We start from the raw sequence: 15,786 nt of genomic DNA, 5'->3' as shown, positions 1-15,786 counted from the left end.
GTCAGGCGGCTGTCATCGCCGCCGGGCGGTGCGGGGCGATGATCTGGCCGTCGGGCAGGAGCTCACCGGTGTCCTCGAAGAGGAGGACGCCGTTGCACAGCAGGCTCCATCCCTGTTCCGGGTGGTGCGCCATGAGGCGGGCGGACTCCCGGTCGGTGGAGTGAGCTGTCGGGCACGGTGGCTGGTGCTGGCACATTGATGGGATCTTTCGCTCTGTCATGGAGTGTGAAATGGCTGTCGTGTCTGTCCTGCGGCTCGAAGCACTGTTCATGGCCGCCCCCCGTTGTGGTAAATCGGTTCGAACCCAGTGTTGCCCTACGGGCGTCAATCCGCAGGTATTTGGCCGCACCGCTTCTCACAGGTTCAAGACGCATCACCCGGGCGGACGGTTCAGCCCAACTGGGCTGTCCCTTTGGGTGGTTCCTGATGGCCGGATAGGGCTAGTCCGGACGGGTCGCCAACCCTTAATGGCTCGTACGAGCGTAATGGCGCGCGAAGGAGCAGCGTGTCCCGCCTCCGGGAATTCGGCGGCGGGACACGTGGGAATACGGAGAGTGTCGTGTCGTGTGCGCTCAGGCGGGGGAACTCAACAGCGGGGCCGGAGTCACCCGATGGGTCAGGACGGGTAGCAGCTCGCCGACCCGGTGCGGACGGTGGGCGGCGATGCCCGGCGGGGCCGGCGCCAGCGGGACGAGGAGGTCGGTCTCGGCGGGCCGGCCTTCGGCGCCGTCGGCGGTGATGTCGCCGTGCAGCCAGAGCGTGAGCATGTACAGCTCGGGGACGGACAGGAGGCGCGCCTGGTACGGCTGCTTCATCGTCTCGGCCTGGCGCAGCGCGCGCTCGGTGGAGGTGATGTAGGGCCCTTCGAAGAAGTGCGAGAAGGCCCAGCCGTCAGGGGTCAGCATGGTCTCGGCCGCGGCCACCGCGCGGTCGCCGGAGCGGATCAGGAAGCGCCACCCGGTGAGCCGGGTGGCGGACGTGCCCGCAGGGGTGATCCGGTCCAGGACGTGCACGGGCAGCGGGAGCTCTGGGGTGGTGGGCCCCTGGGCGTTGCGGAGGGACGGAGTGCGAGCCTCGCGGACGGCGGTGGGGGAACCGAGTGCCGTGAGGACGGTGCGCAGTGCGGGCGCGGGAGCCGGGGGGACATGCAGGGGCATGGTGGAACGCCTCTCATTCGACAGGCACGGTGGCGCGAGGGCGGGGGCGGACGGCGCTGTCAGCTCTCGAAGTCTGTCGGGGCCGAAGAGGCGGGGCCGGGTGCGCTGACGGGATGCGGCCTGCCGAACGTCACCTGGATAGCAGGACTCAGGACCTGGGCGCCGACTCTCTGCCCTTGTTCGCGGAGTTTATACGACACGTGTTCTGACTATGTTTCGTCTAACCGTTTTCCGCATGAAGAGCAAGGGCTTGGTCAGTCGGCGTTGCGAGGTGTTTCCACCGATTCCCGGCCGGGTGTACGGCGGTGACCTCGGTGGACGGGCCTGAAGCGGTCGGCCAATTGTCGTCGGCGTTTTTCACGACTTCGCGACTGGGTGAAACTTTCGGGTGGCCCTCGGCCCGCACCCGTCCGCGACGCCATGCCGGATGAATGTGCCCCGGGTCACTTCGGCCAGGGTAGCGGGTGACGGGAACGGGCGACGCGTTATCGATCGCGTTTGGTGGGCACTATCCCACGTGACCCGGGACATCAGCGGCCGGATCTTCGGCCCGCCCATTCGAGGAGGGACGCTCCGATGGGGGAGAAGGTCGTGGCGGGGCCGTTCGACCTGTCCGATCGCCAGCGCTACCGCAGCAAGCTGCGGCAGTGTCTGACGGGGCTGGAGCGGCTGCTGGCCGAGAAGCGGTTCGATCGCCCCAAGAATCTCCTGGGCCTGGAGATCGAGCTGAATCTCGTCGGGCCCGACGGCATGCCGAAAATGATGAATGGACAAGTACTCGAAAGGATCGCGAGCCGCGATTTCCAAACAGAACTCGCCATGTTCAATCTGGAAGTCAACATTGCCCCCCATCGCCTCACGGGCCGGGTATTCGACCGGCTCGCCGAAGAGGTCCGTACGTCACTGGCGTACGCCCATCGGAAAGCGAACGAGGTGGACGCGGGGATCATGATGATCGGCATTCTGCCGACGCTCGAGCGTGACGACCTGGTGTCCTCCAATCTCTCCGACGTCGATCGCTACGCCCTGCTCAACGAACAGATCGTGGCGGCCCGTGGCGAGGACTTCACGCTCGACATCGAGGGCGTGGAGCGCCTCTCGTGCACATCGAAATCCATCGCTCCGGAGGCCGCCTGCACGTCTGTACAGCTGCATCTCCAGGTCACTCCGGGGCGGTTCGCCGACGTGTGGAACGCGGCGCAGGCGATCGCCGCCGCGCAGGTCGCGATCGGGGCCAACTCGCCCTTCCTGTTCGGCCGCGAGTTGTGGCGCGAGTCGCGGCCCCCGCTGTTCACACAGTCCACGGACACACGTCCGCCGGAGCTTCAGGCGCAGGGCGTACGGCCGCGCACCTGGTTCGGGGAGCGCTGGATCTCGTCGGCCTACGACCTCTTCGAGGAGAACCTGCGCTACTACCCGGCGCTGCTGCCGATCTGCGACGACGAGGACCCCCTGGGCGTTCTCGATGCCGGAGGCGTGCCGAAGCTCGGCGAGCTCGTGCTGCACAACGGCACCGTGTACCGCTGGAACCGCCCGGTCTACGGCATCGCGGACGGCGTTCCGCATCTGCGCGTCGAGAACCGGGTGCTGCCCGCCGGGCCGACCGTCACGGACGTCATCGCCAACGCGGCCTTCTACTACGGGGTCGTCCGGGCGCTCGCCGAGGAGCCCCGGCCGGTGTGGACCCGGCTGCCCTTCGAGGCCGCCGCCGCCAACTTCGACGCCGCCTGCCGGTACGGCATCGACGCGCGGCTCCGGTGGCCCCGGGGCGGCCGGTTCGGCGGCACGGCGGAGGTCGACGCGGTGCATCTCGTACGGGACGAACTGCTGCCGCTCGCCGCGGCCGGTCTCGACGCGTGGGGGGTCGAACCCGCCGACCGGGACCTGTACCTCGGGGTGATCGAGGAGCGGTGCCGGCGACGGGCCAACGGAGCGTCCTGGCAGGCGGCGACCTTCCACCGCGCCCTGGAGAAGGGGCTGTCCCGGGAAGCCGCGCTGGCCGCGACCACCCGGCGCTACAGCGAGCTGATGCACCTCGGTGAGCCCGTGCACACGTGGCCGGTGGGTCTGCCGGACCCGGTGCCGCTGGGGTGATCACCGCAGCGATGACGAGTGCCGTCGTGATGGTCCCCGTGGGGCGGTCGGCGCGTGCACGGGGGTCACTCATGCCGTCCTCAGGTGGATCGGGCAAGCTGTGATGTCCCATGACGGTGGTGTCCCTCCCTGGTCAACAGCACACGTGGCGCGAAACAGCCGTATGAGCTGAATCGGCCGCACGGGCCGTACGACAGGGAGAAGGAAGAGGCGCGCCGGAAGCGGTGGGACTACACATCTGGAGGCAGGAGTGCAGGTGGAGGCGGGCGCGGTGGCCGGTTCTGTCCCTGAGGAGCGGCCGTCGCGGCGGACTCTCCGGGACGAGACGCTGTTGGTTCTGGGGCTGTCGCTCGGGGCGAGCGGTGTCTCGGCGCTGATCAGCTTTGTCGGGTCGGTCACGAAACCGGGTGGCCTCAAGGACCAGGCGGCCACCCTCAACGCCTCGGCGGCACCGGGCCGTCCATGGCTCGATCTCGCCTGGCAGCTCTTCGGCATCACGACGGCGCTGGTACCGGTCGCCCTGGTCGCGCACTTCCTGCTGCGCGAGGGGGAGGGGCTGCGCACGCTGGGCTTCGACCGCACTCGGCCCTGGCCCGATCTCGGCCGGGGGGCCGCGATCGCGGCGGTGATCGGCAGCACCGGAATCGCCTTCTATCTGGCGGCCCGTGGCCTCGGCTTCAACCTCACGGTGGTGCCGGAGGCGCTGCCCGAGGTGTGGTGGAAGTACCCGGTGCTGATCCTCTCGGCGGTGCAGAACGCCGTACTGGAGGAAGTGATCGTCGTCGCGTATCTGCTGCGCAGGCTGGGCCAGTTGGGGTGGACCCCGGGGGCGGCGCTGGTGGCCAGTTCCGTACTGCGCGGGTCGTACCACCTGTACCAGGGCATCGGCGGGTTCATCGGCAACATGGTCATGGGGGTGGTGTTCGTGTACCTCTACCGGCGGTGGGGCCGGGTGGGTCCCCTGGTCGTGGCGCACTCACTGCTCGACATCGGGGCGTTCGTCGGGTACGCCCTGCTGGCGGGGAAGGTGGGGTGGCTGCCCACCGCTTGAGCGGCTCGGGTGGCCGGCCGAGGGCGTACGAGGTTTCGTACGCCCTTCCGTGTGCCCTCAGGCGAGCAGCTCGCCGTCGATGGTGATGACCGCCCGGCCGGTCAGCAGGGTGCGGTCGCCGCGGAGTTCCGTGCGGACCAGACCGGTGCGGGCGGACGCCTGGAGGCCGGTGAGGTCGGGGCGGCCGAGGCGCTCGGACCAGTAGGGGGCGAGTGCCGTGTGGGCGCTGCCGGTGACCGGGTCCTCGTCGATGCCGATCCGGGGGAAGAAGCAGCGCGAGACGAAGTCGTAGCCCTCGGCGGGGTTGTCGGCGCGGGCGGTGGCGATGATGCCTCGTTCCGAGTGGGCGACGAGGGCCTTGAGGTCGGGGTTGAGACCCCTGACCGTCTTCTCGTCGGCGACCTCGATCAGCAGGTCGTTGATGTTCGGGCCGGTGTCGAAGGCCGCGAGCGCCTCCGTGCCCAGCGCCTCGGCGACCCCGGCGGGAGGCTCGACGCGGGTCAGGGGGGCGGTCGGGAAGCCGAGGGTGATCGAGCCGTCCTCGTGGGGCGTCGCGCTGAGGACACCGCTGAGGGTGGCGAACCGTACGGGTCCCGAGTGGGAGCCGGTCGTGTGCAGGACGTGGGCCGTGGCGAGCGTGGCGTGGCCGCACATCGCGACCTCGGCGGCCGGGGTGAACCAGCGCAGCGCCCAGTCGGCCTCACCGCCCTCGGGCAGGCGATGGGCGAACGCCGTCTCGGCGTGGTTGACCTCCAGGGCGATCCGCTGAAGCCGGGTGTCGTCCGGGAAGGCGTCGAGGAGCAGGACGCCGGCCGGGTTGCCGGCGAACGGGCGGTCGGTGAAGGCGTCGACGATTCGCATGCGCATGGGAGACGACGCTAGGCGGGCGGCGGGTGGGGCACCAAGGCCAATTCCCGGTTCCTGGACCTGGATCGGCGGCCGGCCGGGGGCAGAGCGGTCCGTTGGGCGGGTGGAGGGTCAGGCTGCCGGTCGTACCAGGCCGGACTCGTACGCGAAGACCACCGCCTGCACGCGTGCGCGTGCGCCGATCTTGGTGAGGATGCGGCTCACGTGGGACTTCACCGTGGTCGGTGAGATGGACAGGCGCGTGGCGATCTCGGTGTTGGACCAGCCGGCGGCGACCGCGGTGAGGACGTCGCGTTCGCGCCTGGTGAGCGCGCCGAGCTCGGTTTCCCGTCCCGGCGAGCCGATGGTGCGTTCGTGCCGGACGGTGTCGATGAGCGCACGGGTGAGGCTGGGGGTGGTGACGGCGTCTCCGGCGGCCACGATACGGACAGCCGCGGTCAGCTCCTCGGGGGTGGCGTCCTGGGGAAGGAACCCGCCGGCTCCGGCGCGCAGTGCCGCGTAGGCGTGCCGCTCGTGGCCGGTGGGGGTCAGGACCAGCACACGTGCGCGGTGTTCTGCGGCTCTCGCGTTCTCGGAGACAGGCAGCAGGGTGGAGAACCGGCTGATGCGACGGATGACGTCGACGCCGTCCGTGTCGACCACCAGGCTGTCCATCAGGACGACGTCGGGTCCGAGAGCGGTGCTCATGCGAACCGCCTCCGCACCGTTCGTCGCCTCGCCGATGACGGTCAGGTCGGGCTGGGCCGCCAGGAGCATACGCAGTCCGAGACGTTGCAGGGACTGGCGGTGCACGACGAGTACGGAGGCCATGGGGGCACTCTCCTTGTACGAAACAGTTTCGTTCACTTGGGGGTCAGCCTAGCCCTCACCTCTATCGAAACGTCATCGTTTCCGATGTGGCCTGGGTCACTTCCTCGCGAGGGTTGTCGCGCGAGCTATTCCGATATATCGTTGACGCATCGCGACAGATCAACGACAAGGCAAACGAATGGAGTGGTTGCGATGCGTTCCCATGGAGAGGAATTCGGTCCGGGCTTCGGTACCGGACGCGCACACGGTCATGGCGGTCCCCGAGGCTTCGGTCGGGGCGGTTCTGAAGGGCGGCGGGCCGCCTTCGGTCCCTTCGGGCCCGGTTTCGGTGGTCCCGGCGGTCCTGGTGGTCCTGGCTTCGGTCCGGGTCCCTGGGGTGGGCGCGGCGGCCGGGGCGGACCGCGGGGCAGGGCGCGGCGCGGTGACGTCCGTGCGTCGATCCTGGCCCTGCTGAAGGACCGGCCCATGCACGGCTACGAGATGATCCAGGAGATCGCCGAGCGCAGCGGAGGGGCGTGGAAGCCCAGCCCCGGTTCGGTCTACCCCACCCTTCAGCTGCTGGAGGACGAGGGTCTGATCGTCAACGAGAGCGAGGGCGGCAAGAAGCTGTTCGCGCTCACCGAGTCCGGTCGCACAGCGGCCGACGAGGGCCCCGAGGCGCCCTGGGAAGAGGCCGGACGCGGCGTCGACTGGGAGGCGCTGAACGACATCCGCCAGGCCGGCTTCGGCCTGATGGAGGCCTTCGGCCAGGTCTGGAAGACGGGCACCAAGGAACAGCGCGAGAAGGCGCTCACGGTGATCAACGAAGCGCGCAAGAAGCTGTATCTGATCCTCGCCGACGAGGACTGATGGGCCGCCCTCGGAGACATGTCCGTCCCTGCGGCGTGTCCCCCGTGCGCGAAGGCGTCCCGCGGAAGTGTCCGCGGGGCGCCTTCGTGTGGTCGTACGGTGCTCGCGGTCGGGCTCAGTTCACCAGGCCGGCCAGTTTGCGCAGGGACTCGTTCAGGGCGGCCGTCCCCGAGTCCTTCAGCTTGCCGGCCATCAGGGACACGGCCGCGCCGGTGAACTCCCCGTCGATGCGGACGGTCGTGGCGTCGCCGTCGGGCGTGAGGGTGTAACGCGTGGCGACGGTCACCGCCATCGGGCCCTTGCCCCGGATGGCTAGTGTACGGGCCGGTTCCCACTCCTCGATGGTCCAGTCGACCTCGGCCGGGAAGCCCATCAGCTTCATGTTCTCCTCGAAGGTGCCGCCGACCTCCAGTACGGAGGGGCCGCCCTTCGGGAAGCTCGTGTGGGTCGCGTTCCACGCTCCGTACGCCGACCAGTCCGTCAGCTGCGCCCAGATCTTCTCCGCCGGAGCCGGGATGTGTGCCTCCGCGCTGATTTCGGCCATGCGACCACCTCTGTCTCTCGGGCTGCGGTGTCGCGGAACGTAGCCGGAAGGGCTGGAACATTCAATACTGACGAGTCGTCAGAAAGAGTCACGGTGAGGTGGGGCATGGCGAGCTGTTGGGCGGCGCGGCTTCAGCCCACCCGTTGGATCTCCGCCGCGTCGAACAGGTCCCACGCGCGCGGGAAGGGGCCTTCGTCGTGACAGTGCCACGCCTCCCAGAACAGGTCGGCGAGCAGCGCGTCCTCCGGGGCGTACACCCGGTACACGTACTGTCTGCCGTCCGTGGCCGGCAGCGCCACCAGCCAGCACCTGCTCTCCATGTTGGAGTGGGACGTGCGAGCGAGTGCTCCGGTTGCGCCGAGGGCGCGCGGAACGAGGGTGCGCGCTCCTTCTGTCGCCTTCGTGTCGGAGCGGCGTGATGTCCTCCGTAAGGAGGAGATTCCGCGCTCGATGCCCACCCTCCGTGGGACGCGGAAATGGTGCGTAGCGAGGATGACCGGATCCGCTGGTGCTGATGGGGTGAAGGTGTGCAACCCCGTATCCCCCGGCAGTCGACCACTGAGCACGGTGCGAACCGCGTGGACAACGATGCCAGGCTCACCGCCGAGCTGGCAGCGGTGGTCGCCGGTGCGCGCAGACGGGCGTTGCGGGACGGGGACCGGCAGATCGACACGGCCCATCTGCTGCACACGCTCCTGGAGTCCGATCCCGAGGTGCGCGCGGTTTTCGAGGGCGGAGATCCGCAGGTCGCACGGTTGCTCGGCTATCTCGTGCAGCGCAGCATCGGCTACGGGCTGCGCTGGCAGGGCTCGGTCGAGGACTCCGGGGCACTGCCCGTGCTGCCGGGTGTGGCGCACACGGCGGGCTGGTCACCGGTCGCGGCGGGCGCGCTGGAGGAGGCGTGCGAGCGGGCCGGGCGACGCGGTGACGCACAGGCCCGCGGGACCGATCTGCTCGCGGCGATCGTCGCGGAACCACAGTCCCGGGCCGTCGAGGTGCTGCGACGGGGTGGAGTCGACGCGGGGGAGCTGCCGGCGCGGATGCTGCAGGTCGAACTGATCGCGGCGGCGGGGTGCGAGGAGTACGCCGGGGGCCCCGACTGCGTCGGCTGAGGCGCGGAGCCCGCTCGACGGAGCCCTGGGTCCCGTCCAGTCGGTGAGACAGGTGTCATCGGGGGTGACGGTCATGTCGTCGCCTGTCATCATGTGCCGGTGCGTACGTCAGGGAGTGGTGAGGTCGGTCTGGGCAAGAGCGTCGGGCTCGGGCTCGCGCTGGTGTCGGCGGTCGCCTTCGGCGGGTCGGGGGTCGCGGCCAAGCCGTTGATCGAGGCGGGCCTCGATCCGCTGCACGTGGTGTGGCTGCGCGTGACGGGCGCCGCTCTCGTGATGCTGCCCCTGGCCGTGCGGCACCGGGGGCTGGTGCGCCGACGGCCCGCGCTGCTCGCCGGGTTCGGCCTGTTCGCCGTGGCCGGTGTCCAGGCCTGCTACTTCGCCGCGATCTCCCGTATCCCCGTCGGGGTCGCTCTGCTCGTCGAGTACCTGGCACCCGCGCTCGTGCTCGGTTGGGTGCGGTTCGTGCAGCGGCGGCCGGTGACCCGTGCCGCGGCGCTCGGTGTCGTCCTCGCGGTGGGCGGGCTCGCCTGTGTCGTCGAGGTGTGGTCCGGGCTGAGCTTCAACGCCGTGGGGTTGCTGCTCGCGTTCGCCGCCGCCTGCTGTCAGGTCGGCTACTTCGTCCTGTCCGACCAGGGCAGCGACGCGGGCGACGAGGCGCCGGACCCGCTCGGTGTCATCGCGTACGGCCTCCTGGTCGGCGCCCTCGTACTGACCGTCGTCGCGCGGCCGTGGCGCATGGACTGGTCCGTGCTCGCGGGCACCGCCCACATGGACGGCACGCCCGTCGCGGCCGGGCTGTTGCTGGGCTGGCTGGTGCTGGTCGCCACGGTCGTCGCCTACATCACCGGAGTGCTCGCCGTGCGGCGGCTCTCGCCGCAGGTCGCCGGGGTCGTGGCGTGTCTGGAGGCGGTCATCGCGACCGTGCTCGCCTGGGTGCTGCTGGGCGAGCATCTGTCGGCGCCGCAGATCCTCGGGGGCGCGGTGGTGCTCCTGGGCGCGTTCATCGCGCAGTCGTCGGCGCCCGCCAAGGGGTCGGCGGAGCCGGTCGCCCGGGGACCCGAAAAGGACGTGGCGGACCGCCATACCGCCGCATAGGGTCGTGACCATGTACGCACGCGCACTCGTCCTTCCGCCGCCGGCCGCCTGAGGCGGGCTCTCCGGAGAACATGTCCGACGTATCGCCGTCGGCTGTACGGTGCTGCCCGCAGACGACGTCCGAGGATCCCGCGGAGCCCTGAGGGCCCGGGTCCTTTCGTCAACCTCCGTGCGGTGGGCGGTCTTTCGACCCCTCTCCGCGCGTCTGCGGAGAGACTCCCGTGTCCAACACCGTCTCCGGCCTTCCCATCGGGCGAGGCCTGCTGTTCCTGACCGTCGCCGGTGTCGCCTGGGGCACCGCGGGCGCCGCCGCCTCCCTCGTCCACCGGGTGAGCGACATGGGTCCCGTCGCCCTCTCCTTCTGGCGCTGTGCCGGTGGCTTCGTCCTGCTGCTCCTCGCACGGTCACTGCGCCGCCGTACGGCCGTCCGGCCCGAACCGAGGCGCCGAAAGGCCCTCCGCGCCGGTGTCACCGGCATCTCGCTCGCCGTGTTCCAGACCGCCTACTTCGCGTCCGTCCAGGCCACCGGCCTCGCGGTCGCCACCGTCGTCACCCTGGGCGCAGGGCCCGTCCTCATCGCGCTGGGCGCCCGGGTGACCATGGGCGAGCGGCTGGGAGCAGGCGGGACCGTCGCCGTCGCGGGGGCGCTCACCGGACTTGCGGTGCTGCTGGGCAGCGGCGGCGCCCAGGTGCGGCCGTCGGGAGTCGCCTGGGCCGTGCTCTCCGCGGCCGGGTACGCCGTGATCACCCTTCTCACCCGCTGGTGGGGGCGGGACGGTGGAACGGACGCGTTCGGTACGTCCGTCAGGGCCTTCGGTGTCACGACGCTCTGTCTGCTGCCCTTCGGGCTCGCGGAGGGGCTCCTCCCGCACACCGACGACGGCCTGCGGTTCGTCGGGCTTCTGGTGTACGTCGCCGCCGTACCCACCGCCCTGGCGTACGGGTTGTACTTCGCCGGGGCGGCCGTCGTCCGCTCGGCGACCGTTTCCGTGGTCATGCTCCTGGAGCCGGTGAGCGCGGCACTCCTCGCCGTCACTCTGCTCGGTGAGCGGCTGACGATGGCGACCGTCGTGGGCACCCTGGTGATGCTGGGCGCGGTGGCGGGGCTCGCGGTGGCGGAGACACGAGGTGCTGGTGCGGACGGAAGCGCGGAGCGGCGGGCGGAGCCCGGAAGGGTGCTCGGCTGAGACTCAGTCGCCCTGGGCGATGTCCTGCGCGTCGCCGATCGTGTCGAGTTCCGCGATGGCGTCCGCCGGCAGTGTCAGGTCCGCGGCGGCGATGTTCTCGCGCAGATGGGCCCGTGACGAGGTACCGGGGATGAGGACGATGTTCGGTGAGCGCTGGAGCAGCCAGGCCAGGGCGACCTGCTGGGGCGAGGCGTCGAGGCGGGCGGCGACATCGGTGAGGGTCTGCGACTGGAGCGGGGTGAAGCCGCCGAGCGGGAAGAAGGGGGCGAAGGCGATGTTCTCCGCCGCGCACCGCTCGACCAGCGCGTCGTCCCCGCGGTTGGCCAGGTTGTAGAGGTTCTGCACGGTGACGACCGGGGCGATGGCCTGCGCCTCGGTCAGCTGGTCCGCGGTGACCGCACTCAGCCCGAGATGCCGGATCAGACCTTCTTTCTGGAGCTCGGCCAGCGCCCCGAACTTCTCGTCGAGCGGCGCCGGTCCGCCGACCAGGTCGGCGCCGACACGCAGGTTCACCACGTCGAGTACGTCCACGCCGAGGTGCCGGAGGTTGTCGTGGACAGCCGACCTGAGGCTCTCGGGATCAGTCCTCGACCACGCTGAGCAGGACGACCGGGTTTCCTTCCAGTGCGGGCCAGTGCGGGCCAGTGCGGTTGGGGTGGGCCGGATGGGTCACCGCTTCGGCGTCGTACGCGAAGTGCAGCGGCTGGACGTACGGCACCTCGCCGGGCAGGCCGTTGACGGCGAGCCGGCCGAAGTCGTGGGCGGCCAGCCACTGTTGCCACTCCGCGGCGTCCCACGGGTGGATCGGCATCGGGATCAGCGGGCCCCGAGGTAGTCGGGGAGCTGGGTGCCGGCAGCCAACTCCGCGTCGGCGACCGGAGCTTCGTAGCCCTTGCGCAGCGGAACCACACCGGCCCAGTGGGGGAGCGCGAGGTCCTCGGGCTCGTCGTTGACCCCGCCCGTGCGCATCTTCGCGGAGACCTGGTCGAGGTCGATACGGATCACGGCGGTGGCGGCCAGTTCCTTCGCGTTGGCGGGCCGCGAGTCGGCGGAGCGGCCGGCCACGACGTTGTCGACCAGGACATCCAGGGCCAGGCGCTTCTCGTCCGGGTCCGTCACCTGGTGGGCGATGCCGTGGACCACCACCGAGCGGTAGTTGATCGAGTGGTGGAAGGCGGACCGGGCCAGGATCAGCGCGTCCACGTGCGTGACCGTCAGGCAGACCGGCAGGCCCGGGTCGGGCCGACCCGTCATACGCAGCGGGCGCGAGCCCGTCGAGCCGTGGACGTAGAGGCACTCGCCGAGCCGCGCGTACAGCGTCGGCAGCACGACCGGCGCACCGTCACGGACGAAGCCGAGGTGGCACACATACCCCTCGTCGAGGATCGCGTGCACCGACTCCTTGTCGTACGAAGCACGGTCGGCGGAGCGGGTGGGGACCGTGCGGTCGGTCGGGGCGTAGGTGTCGGCGGGAGGTGCGGGGGGTGACTGGTGGCCCTCCTGCGGTGGTGCCGACGTCGTTTCCTGTACGGCGTCCTGCGTGCTCTGCTCGTCCGGTGTGGTCCCCGACATCGCCGTCTCCTTGCGGTCCATATTGCACTAGTGCATAATAAGCGTTGTGCTAGGAGAATATCCGATCCAAGGTCGGGGTGCAGCAGAGATTTCCGCGAGCGTCGAACGCGCGGTGGGTGCCGGGGAGCTGGAACCCGGTCAACTGCTGCCGCCCATGCGGGAGTTGGCGGAGCGGCTCGGGGTGAACCCCAATACCGTCGCCGCCGCCTATCGCACGCTGCGCGAACGCGGGGTCATCGAAACCCACGGGCGGCGCGGCAGCCGGGTGCGCTCCAGGCCGGCCACCACCGGGCGCGAGTACATCCGGGTGGAGGTGCCCGCCGGTGTGCGGGACGTCGCGCACGGGAACCCCGATCCGGTGCTGCTGCCGTCTCTGGCGGCGGCGTTCGCGGCGGCCGGTGAGCAGGGTGACAGAGCTCCGGTGCTCTACGGGGACGCCACCGTCGAACCGGAGTTGGCCCGCATCGCCCGCGCCGACCTCGACGCGGACGGTGTGCCGGACGGGCCCCTCGCCCTCACCTCCAGTGCGCTGGACGGCATCGAGCGCGTCCTCGCCGTACACCTCAAGCCCGGTGACACGGTTGCCGTAGAGGACCCCGGGTGGGGCGGGCTGCTGGATCTCGTGCCGGCGCTCGGGCTGCGCATGGTTCCGGTGGGCGTCGACGACGAGGGGCCGCTCGCCGAGGACGTACGGCAGGCGCTGGCGGCCGGGGCGCGGGCGCTGATCGTCACGGACCGGGCGCAGAACCCGACCGGGGCCGTGATGAGTGCCACGCGCGCACGTGCCCTGTGTTCCGTGCTCGGGGAGCACCCGGAGACCCTGCTCATCGAGGACGACCACGGCTACCGGATCGTCGACCAGCCCCTCCACCCGCTGGCCGGGGTCACCCGGCACTGGGCGTTCGTCCGCTCGGTCGCCAAGGCGTACGGCCCCGATCTGCGCCTCGCCGTCCTCACCGGGGACGCCGTCACCGTCGACCGGGTCCTGGGGCGGCAGCGACTCGGGCCGGGCTGGGTCAGCCGGCTGCTGCAACGGGCCGTCGTGCGGCTGTGGGCCGATGGCGCACTGGACACACGCGCGGTGGCCTCGGCGTACGGGCGGCGCCGGGACGCGCTGATCGACGCGCTCGCGCAGCGCGGGGTCGCGGCCCATGGGCGCAGCGGACTGAACGTGTGGATCCCCGTCCCGGACGAGACCGGCGCGGTCGCCCGGCTGCTGCACGCCGGCTGGGCCGTCGCCCCCGGCGCGCGCTTCCGGATGAACGCCCCGTCCGGTATCCGGGTGACCGTCGCGACGCTGACGCGGGAGGAGACGGGTCCGCTGGCGGACGCGATCGCCGCCGCGGTGAGGCCGGCCCCGGCGCGGACCTACGTGTGAGGGGGCCGGCGCGAGGGTGTGACCAGCCCCGATGGTCCGACCGGCGACCCGCCGGAGCTCTGCGGCGCGCTGGGCGCGAACCTACGGCCGAGGCTCGGGCCAGCGGTGGCGGCGGCGAGGACCGGCCTGGGTGAGTGCCGCCCCGGCCAGTACCACCACCGCGCCCACCGGTGTCGACCAGGTCAGGGTCTCGCCGAGCAGGGTGACGCCCGCGACGGTGGCGATGACCGGGATGAAGTACGTGACCATCTGGGCGGTCGTCGGGCCCGTCTCGGCGACGAGGCCGTACTGCAGCAGCATCGCGAAGCCTGTGCCCAGGGCGCCGAGCGCGACGATCGCGAGCAGCGGGCCGAGCGGGACGCCGTCGGGTATTCCGGTGAACAGCGGTGTGACCACGGCCAGTTGCAGGGTGGCCAGCAGCAGTTGGGCGCCGCTGAGTGACAGATGCGAGTGGCTGGAGCCCGCCAGCGTACGGCGGACGTAGATCCAGCCGATCGGGTAGCTGAGCGAGGCCAGCAGGGCCAGTGCGGTCCCGGTGGCGTCCAGGCCGTGGAAGCCCTGCCAGACGCCGAGGACGGTCAGCACACCTGTGAAGCCCAGACCGAGACCGGCCACCCGCGCCCGCGTGGGCCGGTCCTCCGAGAGCGCCACCAGGGACAGGGCCATGCCCCACAGCGGCGAGGTCGCGTTGCAGATACCGGCGAGCGTGGACGGGATCGTCAGCTCCGCGTACGCGAACAGCGAGAACGGCAGCGCGTTCAGCAGGAACGCGGCCACCGCGAGATGCCCCCAGGTGCGCGCACCGCGCGGCAGTCGCTCCCGCTTCACCGCCAACGCCGCCGCCAGGACCGCCGTACCGAACAGCAGACGGCCGAAGGTGACCTGGAACGGCGCGAACCCCTGTGTGCCCACCTTGATCAGGAGGAAGCTGAAGCCCCAGACCAGGGACAGCACGCCGAAGCGGACGCGCCAGTCGAGGGCGGGGCGGTGACCGGCCCGGGCGGACGTGGGCGTGGGCATGGGTGCCGTGGGCTTCGGGGTGGTGAGGCGGCTCATGGGCGCCACGATCCCCGAGTCGATCTCGTAGCACAAGCGAGCATGTGTTCGCCCTATCTCGTAGGATCACTTACATGTTGAACCTGGAACGCCTGCGCACCCTCGACGCCCTCGCCCGGCACGGCTCGGTCAGCGGGGCGGCCGAGGGGCTGCATGTGACGACCTCGGCCGTCTCGCAACAGATGTCCAAGCTGGAGCGGGAAGTGGGGCAGCAGCTCCTCGCCAAGAACGGGCGGGGCGTGCGGCTCACCGACGCCGGACGCCTGCTCGCGGACCATGCCGCGCGCATCCTGTCCCAGGTCGAGCTGGCCCAGTCGGATCTGGAGGCGCAGCGCGGGCAGGTGGTGGGCGAACTGCGGCTCTCGGCGTTCCCGACCGCCGCGCGCGGACTGTTCCCGGCCGCGCTCGCGACGCTGCGTGCGGAGCATCCCGGCCTGCGGGTGCGCTCGTGCGAGCTGGAACCGGAGGCCGGGGTCGCCGGGGTGGTGCGCGGGGACCTGGATCTGGCGGTCGTGCTCGACTGGTACAACAAGCCGATGCCGTTGCCCGACGGTCTGGTGAAGGCGGCGATCCTCGACGACCAGGCGGACGTGGCGATGCCGGCCGCTCATCGGCTCGCAGGCCGGAGCGAGGTGGACCTCGGGGAGTTCGCCGAGGACGAGTGGATCACGTGGGGCGAGGGGGAGTTCTGCCACGAGTGGCTGATGTTCACGCTGCGATCCAAGGGGGTCGAGCCGTGCATCGGGCATCGTGCGGCGGAGACCCATACGCAACTGGCGTTGGTCGCGGCGGGGCTTGGTGTGTGCATCGCGCCGCTGCTGGGCCGTGATCCGGTGCCTGCCGGGGTTGTCACCGTTCCGTTGCGACAGCGTGTGCGGCGGCATGTGTACGTGGTCTGGCGTGCGGATGCCGACCGTCGGCCGTCGATTCGTGCGGCGGTCGAGGCGCTGCGGGTGGTGGGGCGGGGGGTTGGGTGAGGGGCGCTCCGCGGGGTCGGCGGGTGGGGGTGCGGGT

The 15,786-nt window shown here is 70.9% G+C and carries 16 protein-coding genes and 2 pseudogenes; 8 read left to right on the top strand and 10 right to left on the bottom strand.

What is annotated here, in order from left to right:
* Position 1: 1 nt before the first annotated feature.
* Together IEY89_RS30225 and IEY89_RS30220 are read right to left on the bottom strand one after the other, a co-directional pair.
* On the bottom strand, positions 2 to 196 hold the full coding sequence (locus IEY89_RS30225; RefSeq protein WP_189150690.1) for a DUF5999 family protein: 195 nt from the start codon (positions 194 to 196) through the stop codon (positions 2 to 4).
* 376 nt (positions 197 to 572) lie between these two features.
* Positions 573 to 1,157 carry a hypothetical protein gene (locus IEY89_RS30220; protein ID WP_189150689.1) on the bottom strand — a complete coding sequence of 195 codons (585 nt, stop codon included), beginning with the start codon at positions 1,155 to 1,157 and terminating at the stop codon, positions 573 to 575.
* Between the two features lie 576 nt (positions 1,158 to 1,733).
* Between IEY89_RS30220 and IEY89_RS30215 the strand changes: the two genes are divergently transcribed.
* Together IEY89_RS30215 and IEY89_RS30210 are read left to right on the top strand one after the other, a co-directional pair.
* Positions 1,734 to 3,251 (top strand): glutamate-cysteine ligase family protein, encoded by a 1,518-nt coding sequence (locus tag IEY89_RS30215; RefSeq protein ID WP_189150688.1) that lies wholly within the window; start codon positions 1,734 to 1,736, stop codon positions 3,249 to 3,251.
* A gap of 250 nt (positions 3,252 to 3,501) precedes the next feature.
* A complete protein-coding gene (locus IEY89_RS30210) occupies positions 3,502 to 4,302 on the top strand; it encodes a CPBP family intramembrane glutamic endopeptidase (RefSeq protein WP_189150687.1) in 801 nt (266 codons plus the stop codon).
* Between the two features lie 57 nt (positions 4,303 to 4,359).
* On the opposite strand, the gene IEY89_RS30205 is transcribed toward IEY89_RS30210, so the two are convergent.
* Together IEY89_RS30205 and IEY89_RS30200 are read right to left on the bottom strand one after the other, a co-directional pair.
* A complete protein-coding gene (locus tag IEY89_RS30205; protein WP_189150686.1) occupies positions 4,360 to 5,169 on the bottom strand; it encodes a PhzF family phenazine biosynthesis protein in 810 nt (269 codons plus the stop codon).
* 111 nt (positions 5,170 to 5,280) lie between these two features.
* On the bottom strand, positions 5,281 to 5,979 hold the full coding sequence (locus IEY89_RS30200) for a LuxR C-terminal-related transcriptional regulator (protein ID WP_189150685.1): 699 nt from the start codon (positions 5,977 to 5,979) through the stop codon (positions 5,281 to 5,283).
* Between the two features lie 192 nt (positions 5,980 to 6,171).
* On the opposite strand from IEY89_RS30200, the gene IEY89_RS30195 reads away from it, so the two are divergent.
* The gene (locus IEY89_RS30195; protein WP_189150684.1) at positions 6,172 to 6,828 is read left to right on the top strand and encodes a PadR family transcriptional regulator; all 657 of its coding nucleotides are present in this window, start codon (positions 6,172 to 6,174) and stop codon (positions 6,826 to 6,828) included.
* 115 nt (positions 6,829 to 6,943) lie between these two features.
* Here IEY89_RS30195 and IEY89_RS30190 read toward each other — a convergent pair whose 3' ends face one another.
* Together IEY89_RS30190 and IEY89_RS30185 are read right to left on the bottom strand one after the other, a co-directional pair.
* A complete protein-coding gene (locus IEY89_RS30190) occupies positions 6,944 to 7,372 on the bottom strand; it encodes a type II toxin-antitoxin system Rv0910 family toxin (RefSeq protein ID WP_189150683.1) in 429 nt (142 codons plus the stop codon).
* Between the two features lie 131 nt (positions 7,373 to 7,503).
* A complete protein-coding gene (locus tag IEY89_RS30185; protein ID WP_164319830.1) occupies positions 7,504 to 7,692 on the bottom strand; it encodes a hypothetical protein in 189 nt (62 codons plus the stop codon).
* A 207-nt stretch (positions 7,693 to 7,899) separates the two neighbouring features.
* Between IEY89_RS30185 and IEY89_RS30180 the strand changes: the two genes are divergently transcribed.
* The 3 genes from IEY89_RS30180 (at position 7,900) to IEY89_RS30170 (ending at position 10,766) form a co-directional block, all read left to right on the top strand.
* A complete protein-coding gene (locus IEY89_RS30180) occupies positions 7,900 to 8,484 on the top strand; it encodes a Clp protease N-terminal domain-containing protein (RefSeq protein ID WP_189150682.1) in 585 nt (194 codons plus the stop codon).
* A 93-nt stretch (positions 8,485 to 8,577) separates the two neighbouring features.
* Complete coding sequence (locus IEY89_RS30175) at positions 8,578 to 9,579, top strand: EamA family transporter (RefSeq protein ID WP_189150681.1); 1,002 nt, start codon at positions 8,578 to 8,580, stop codon at positions 9,577 to 9,579.
* A 221-nt stretch (positions 9,580 to 9,800) separates the two neighbouring features.
* A complete protein-coding gene (locus IEY89_RS30170) occupies positions 9,801 to 10,766 on the top strand; it encodes a DMT family transporter (protein ID WP_189150680.1) in 966 nt (321 codons plus the stop codon).
* A gap of 3 nt (positions 10,767 to 10,769) precedes the next feature.
* Here IEY89_RS30170 and IEY89_RS30165 read toward each other — a convergent pair.
* From IEY89_RS30165 to IEY89_RS30155, 3 genes and pseudogenes are all read right to left on the bottom strand, one after another.
* Positions 10,770 to 11,345, bottom strand: a pseudogene (locus tag IEY89_RS30165) (aldo/keto reductase); the annotation flags it as partial.
* Positions 11,346 to 11,349: 4 nt separating this feature from the next.
* Positions 11,350 to 11,577, bottom strand: a pseudogene (locus IEY89_RS30160) (FMN-binding negative transcriptional regulator); the annotation flags it as partial.
* Between the two features lie 5 nt (positions 11,578 to 11,582).
* On the bottom strand, positions 11,583 to 12,338 hold the full coding sequence (locus tag IEY89_RS30155) for a pyridoxamine 5'-phosphate oxidase family protein (protein WP_189150679.1): 756 nt from the start codon (positions 12,336 to 12,338) through the stop codon (positions 11,583 to 11,585).
* Positions 12,339 to 12,384: 46 nt separating this feature from the next.
* Between IEY89_RS30155 and IEY89_RS30150 the strand changes: the two genes are divergently transcribed.
* A complete protein-coding gene (locus IEY89_RS30150; RefSeq protein ID WP_189150678.1) occupies positions 12,385 to 13,716 on the top strand; it encodes an aminotransferase class I/II-fold pyridoxal phosphate-dependent enzyme in 1,332 nt (443 codons plus the stop codon).
* 81 nt (positions 13,717 to 13,797) lie between these two features.
* Here the strand turns inward: IEY89_RS30150 and IEY89_RS30145 are convergent, their stop codons facing one another.
* The gene (locus IEY89_RS30145) at positions 13,798 to 14,772 is read right to left on the bottom strand and encodes a DMT family transporter (protein ID WP_229695478.1); all 975 of its coding nucleotides are present in this window, start codon (positions 14,770 to 14,772) and stop codon (positions 13,798 to 13,800) included.
* Positions 14,773 to 14,846: 74 nt separating this feature from the next.
* Here IEY89_RS30145 and IEY89_RS30140 point away from each other — a divergent pair, with 74 nt between their 5' ends.
* Positions 14,847 to 15,749, top strand: coding sequence for a LysR family transcriptional regulator (locus IEY89_RS30140; RefSeq protein WP_189150676.1), 903 nt, complete (start codon positions 14,847 to 14,849; stop codon positions 15,747 to 15,749).
* Positions 15,750 to 15,786: the final 37 nt, after the last annotated feature.

It is taken from the genome of Streptomyces lacrimifluminis, from assembly GCF_014646095.1.
GTDB lineage: Bacteria > Actinomycetota > Actinomycetes > Streptomycetales > Streptomycetaceae > Streptomyces > Streptomyces lacrimifluminis.
The sequence above is the reverse complement of the archived record's forward strand: the minus strand, read 5'-3'. Positions and strand labels throughout refer to the sequence as shown.

Coding starts and splice junctions, on each gene's coding strand:
- IEY89_RS30225 (WP_189150690.1), bottom strand. CDS start 196: ATGTGCCAGCACCAGCCACCGTGCCCGACAGCTCACTCCACCGACCGG.
- IEY89_RS30220 (WP_189150689.1), bottom strand. CDS start 1,157: ATGCCCCTGCATGTCCCCCCGGCTCCCGCGCCCGCACTGCGCACCGTC.
- IEY89_RS30215 (WP_189150688.1), top strand. CDS start 1,734: ATGGGGGAGAAGGTCGTGGCGGGGCCGTTCGACCTGTCCGATCGCCAG.
- IEY89_RS30205 (WP_189150686.1), bottom strand. CDS start 5,169: ATGCGCATGCGAATCGTCGACGCCTTCACCGACCGCCCGTTCGCCGGC.
- IEY89_RS30200 (WP_189150685.1), bottom strand. CDS start 5,979: ATGGCCTCCGTACTCGTCGTGCACCGCCAGTCCCTGCAACGTCTCGGA.
- IEY89_RS30195 (WP_189150684.1), top strand. CDS start 6,172: ATGCGTTCCCATGGAGAGGAATTCGGTCCGGGCTTCGGTACCGGACGC.
- IEY89_RS30190 (WP_189150683.1), bottom strand. CDS start 7,372: ATGGCCGAAATCAGCGCGGAGGCACACATCCCGGCTCCGGCGGAGAAG.
- IEY89_RS30185 (WP_164319830.1), bottom strand. CDS start 7,692: ATGGAGAGCAGGTGCTGGCTGGTGGCGCTGCCGGCCACGGACGGCAGA.
- IEY89_RS30155 (WP_189150679.1), bottom strand. CDS start 12,338: ATGTCGGGGACCACACCGGACGAGCAGAGCACGCAGGACGCCGTACAG.
- IEY89_RS30145 (WP_229695478.1), bottom strand. CDS start 14,772: ATGAGCCGCCTCACCACCCCGAAGCCCACGGCACCCATGCCCACGCCC.
- IEY89_RS30140 (WP_189150676.1), top strand. CDS start 14,847: ATGTTGAACCTGGAACGCCTGCGCACCCTCGACGCCCTCGCCCGGCAC.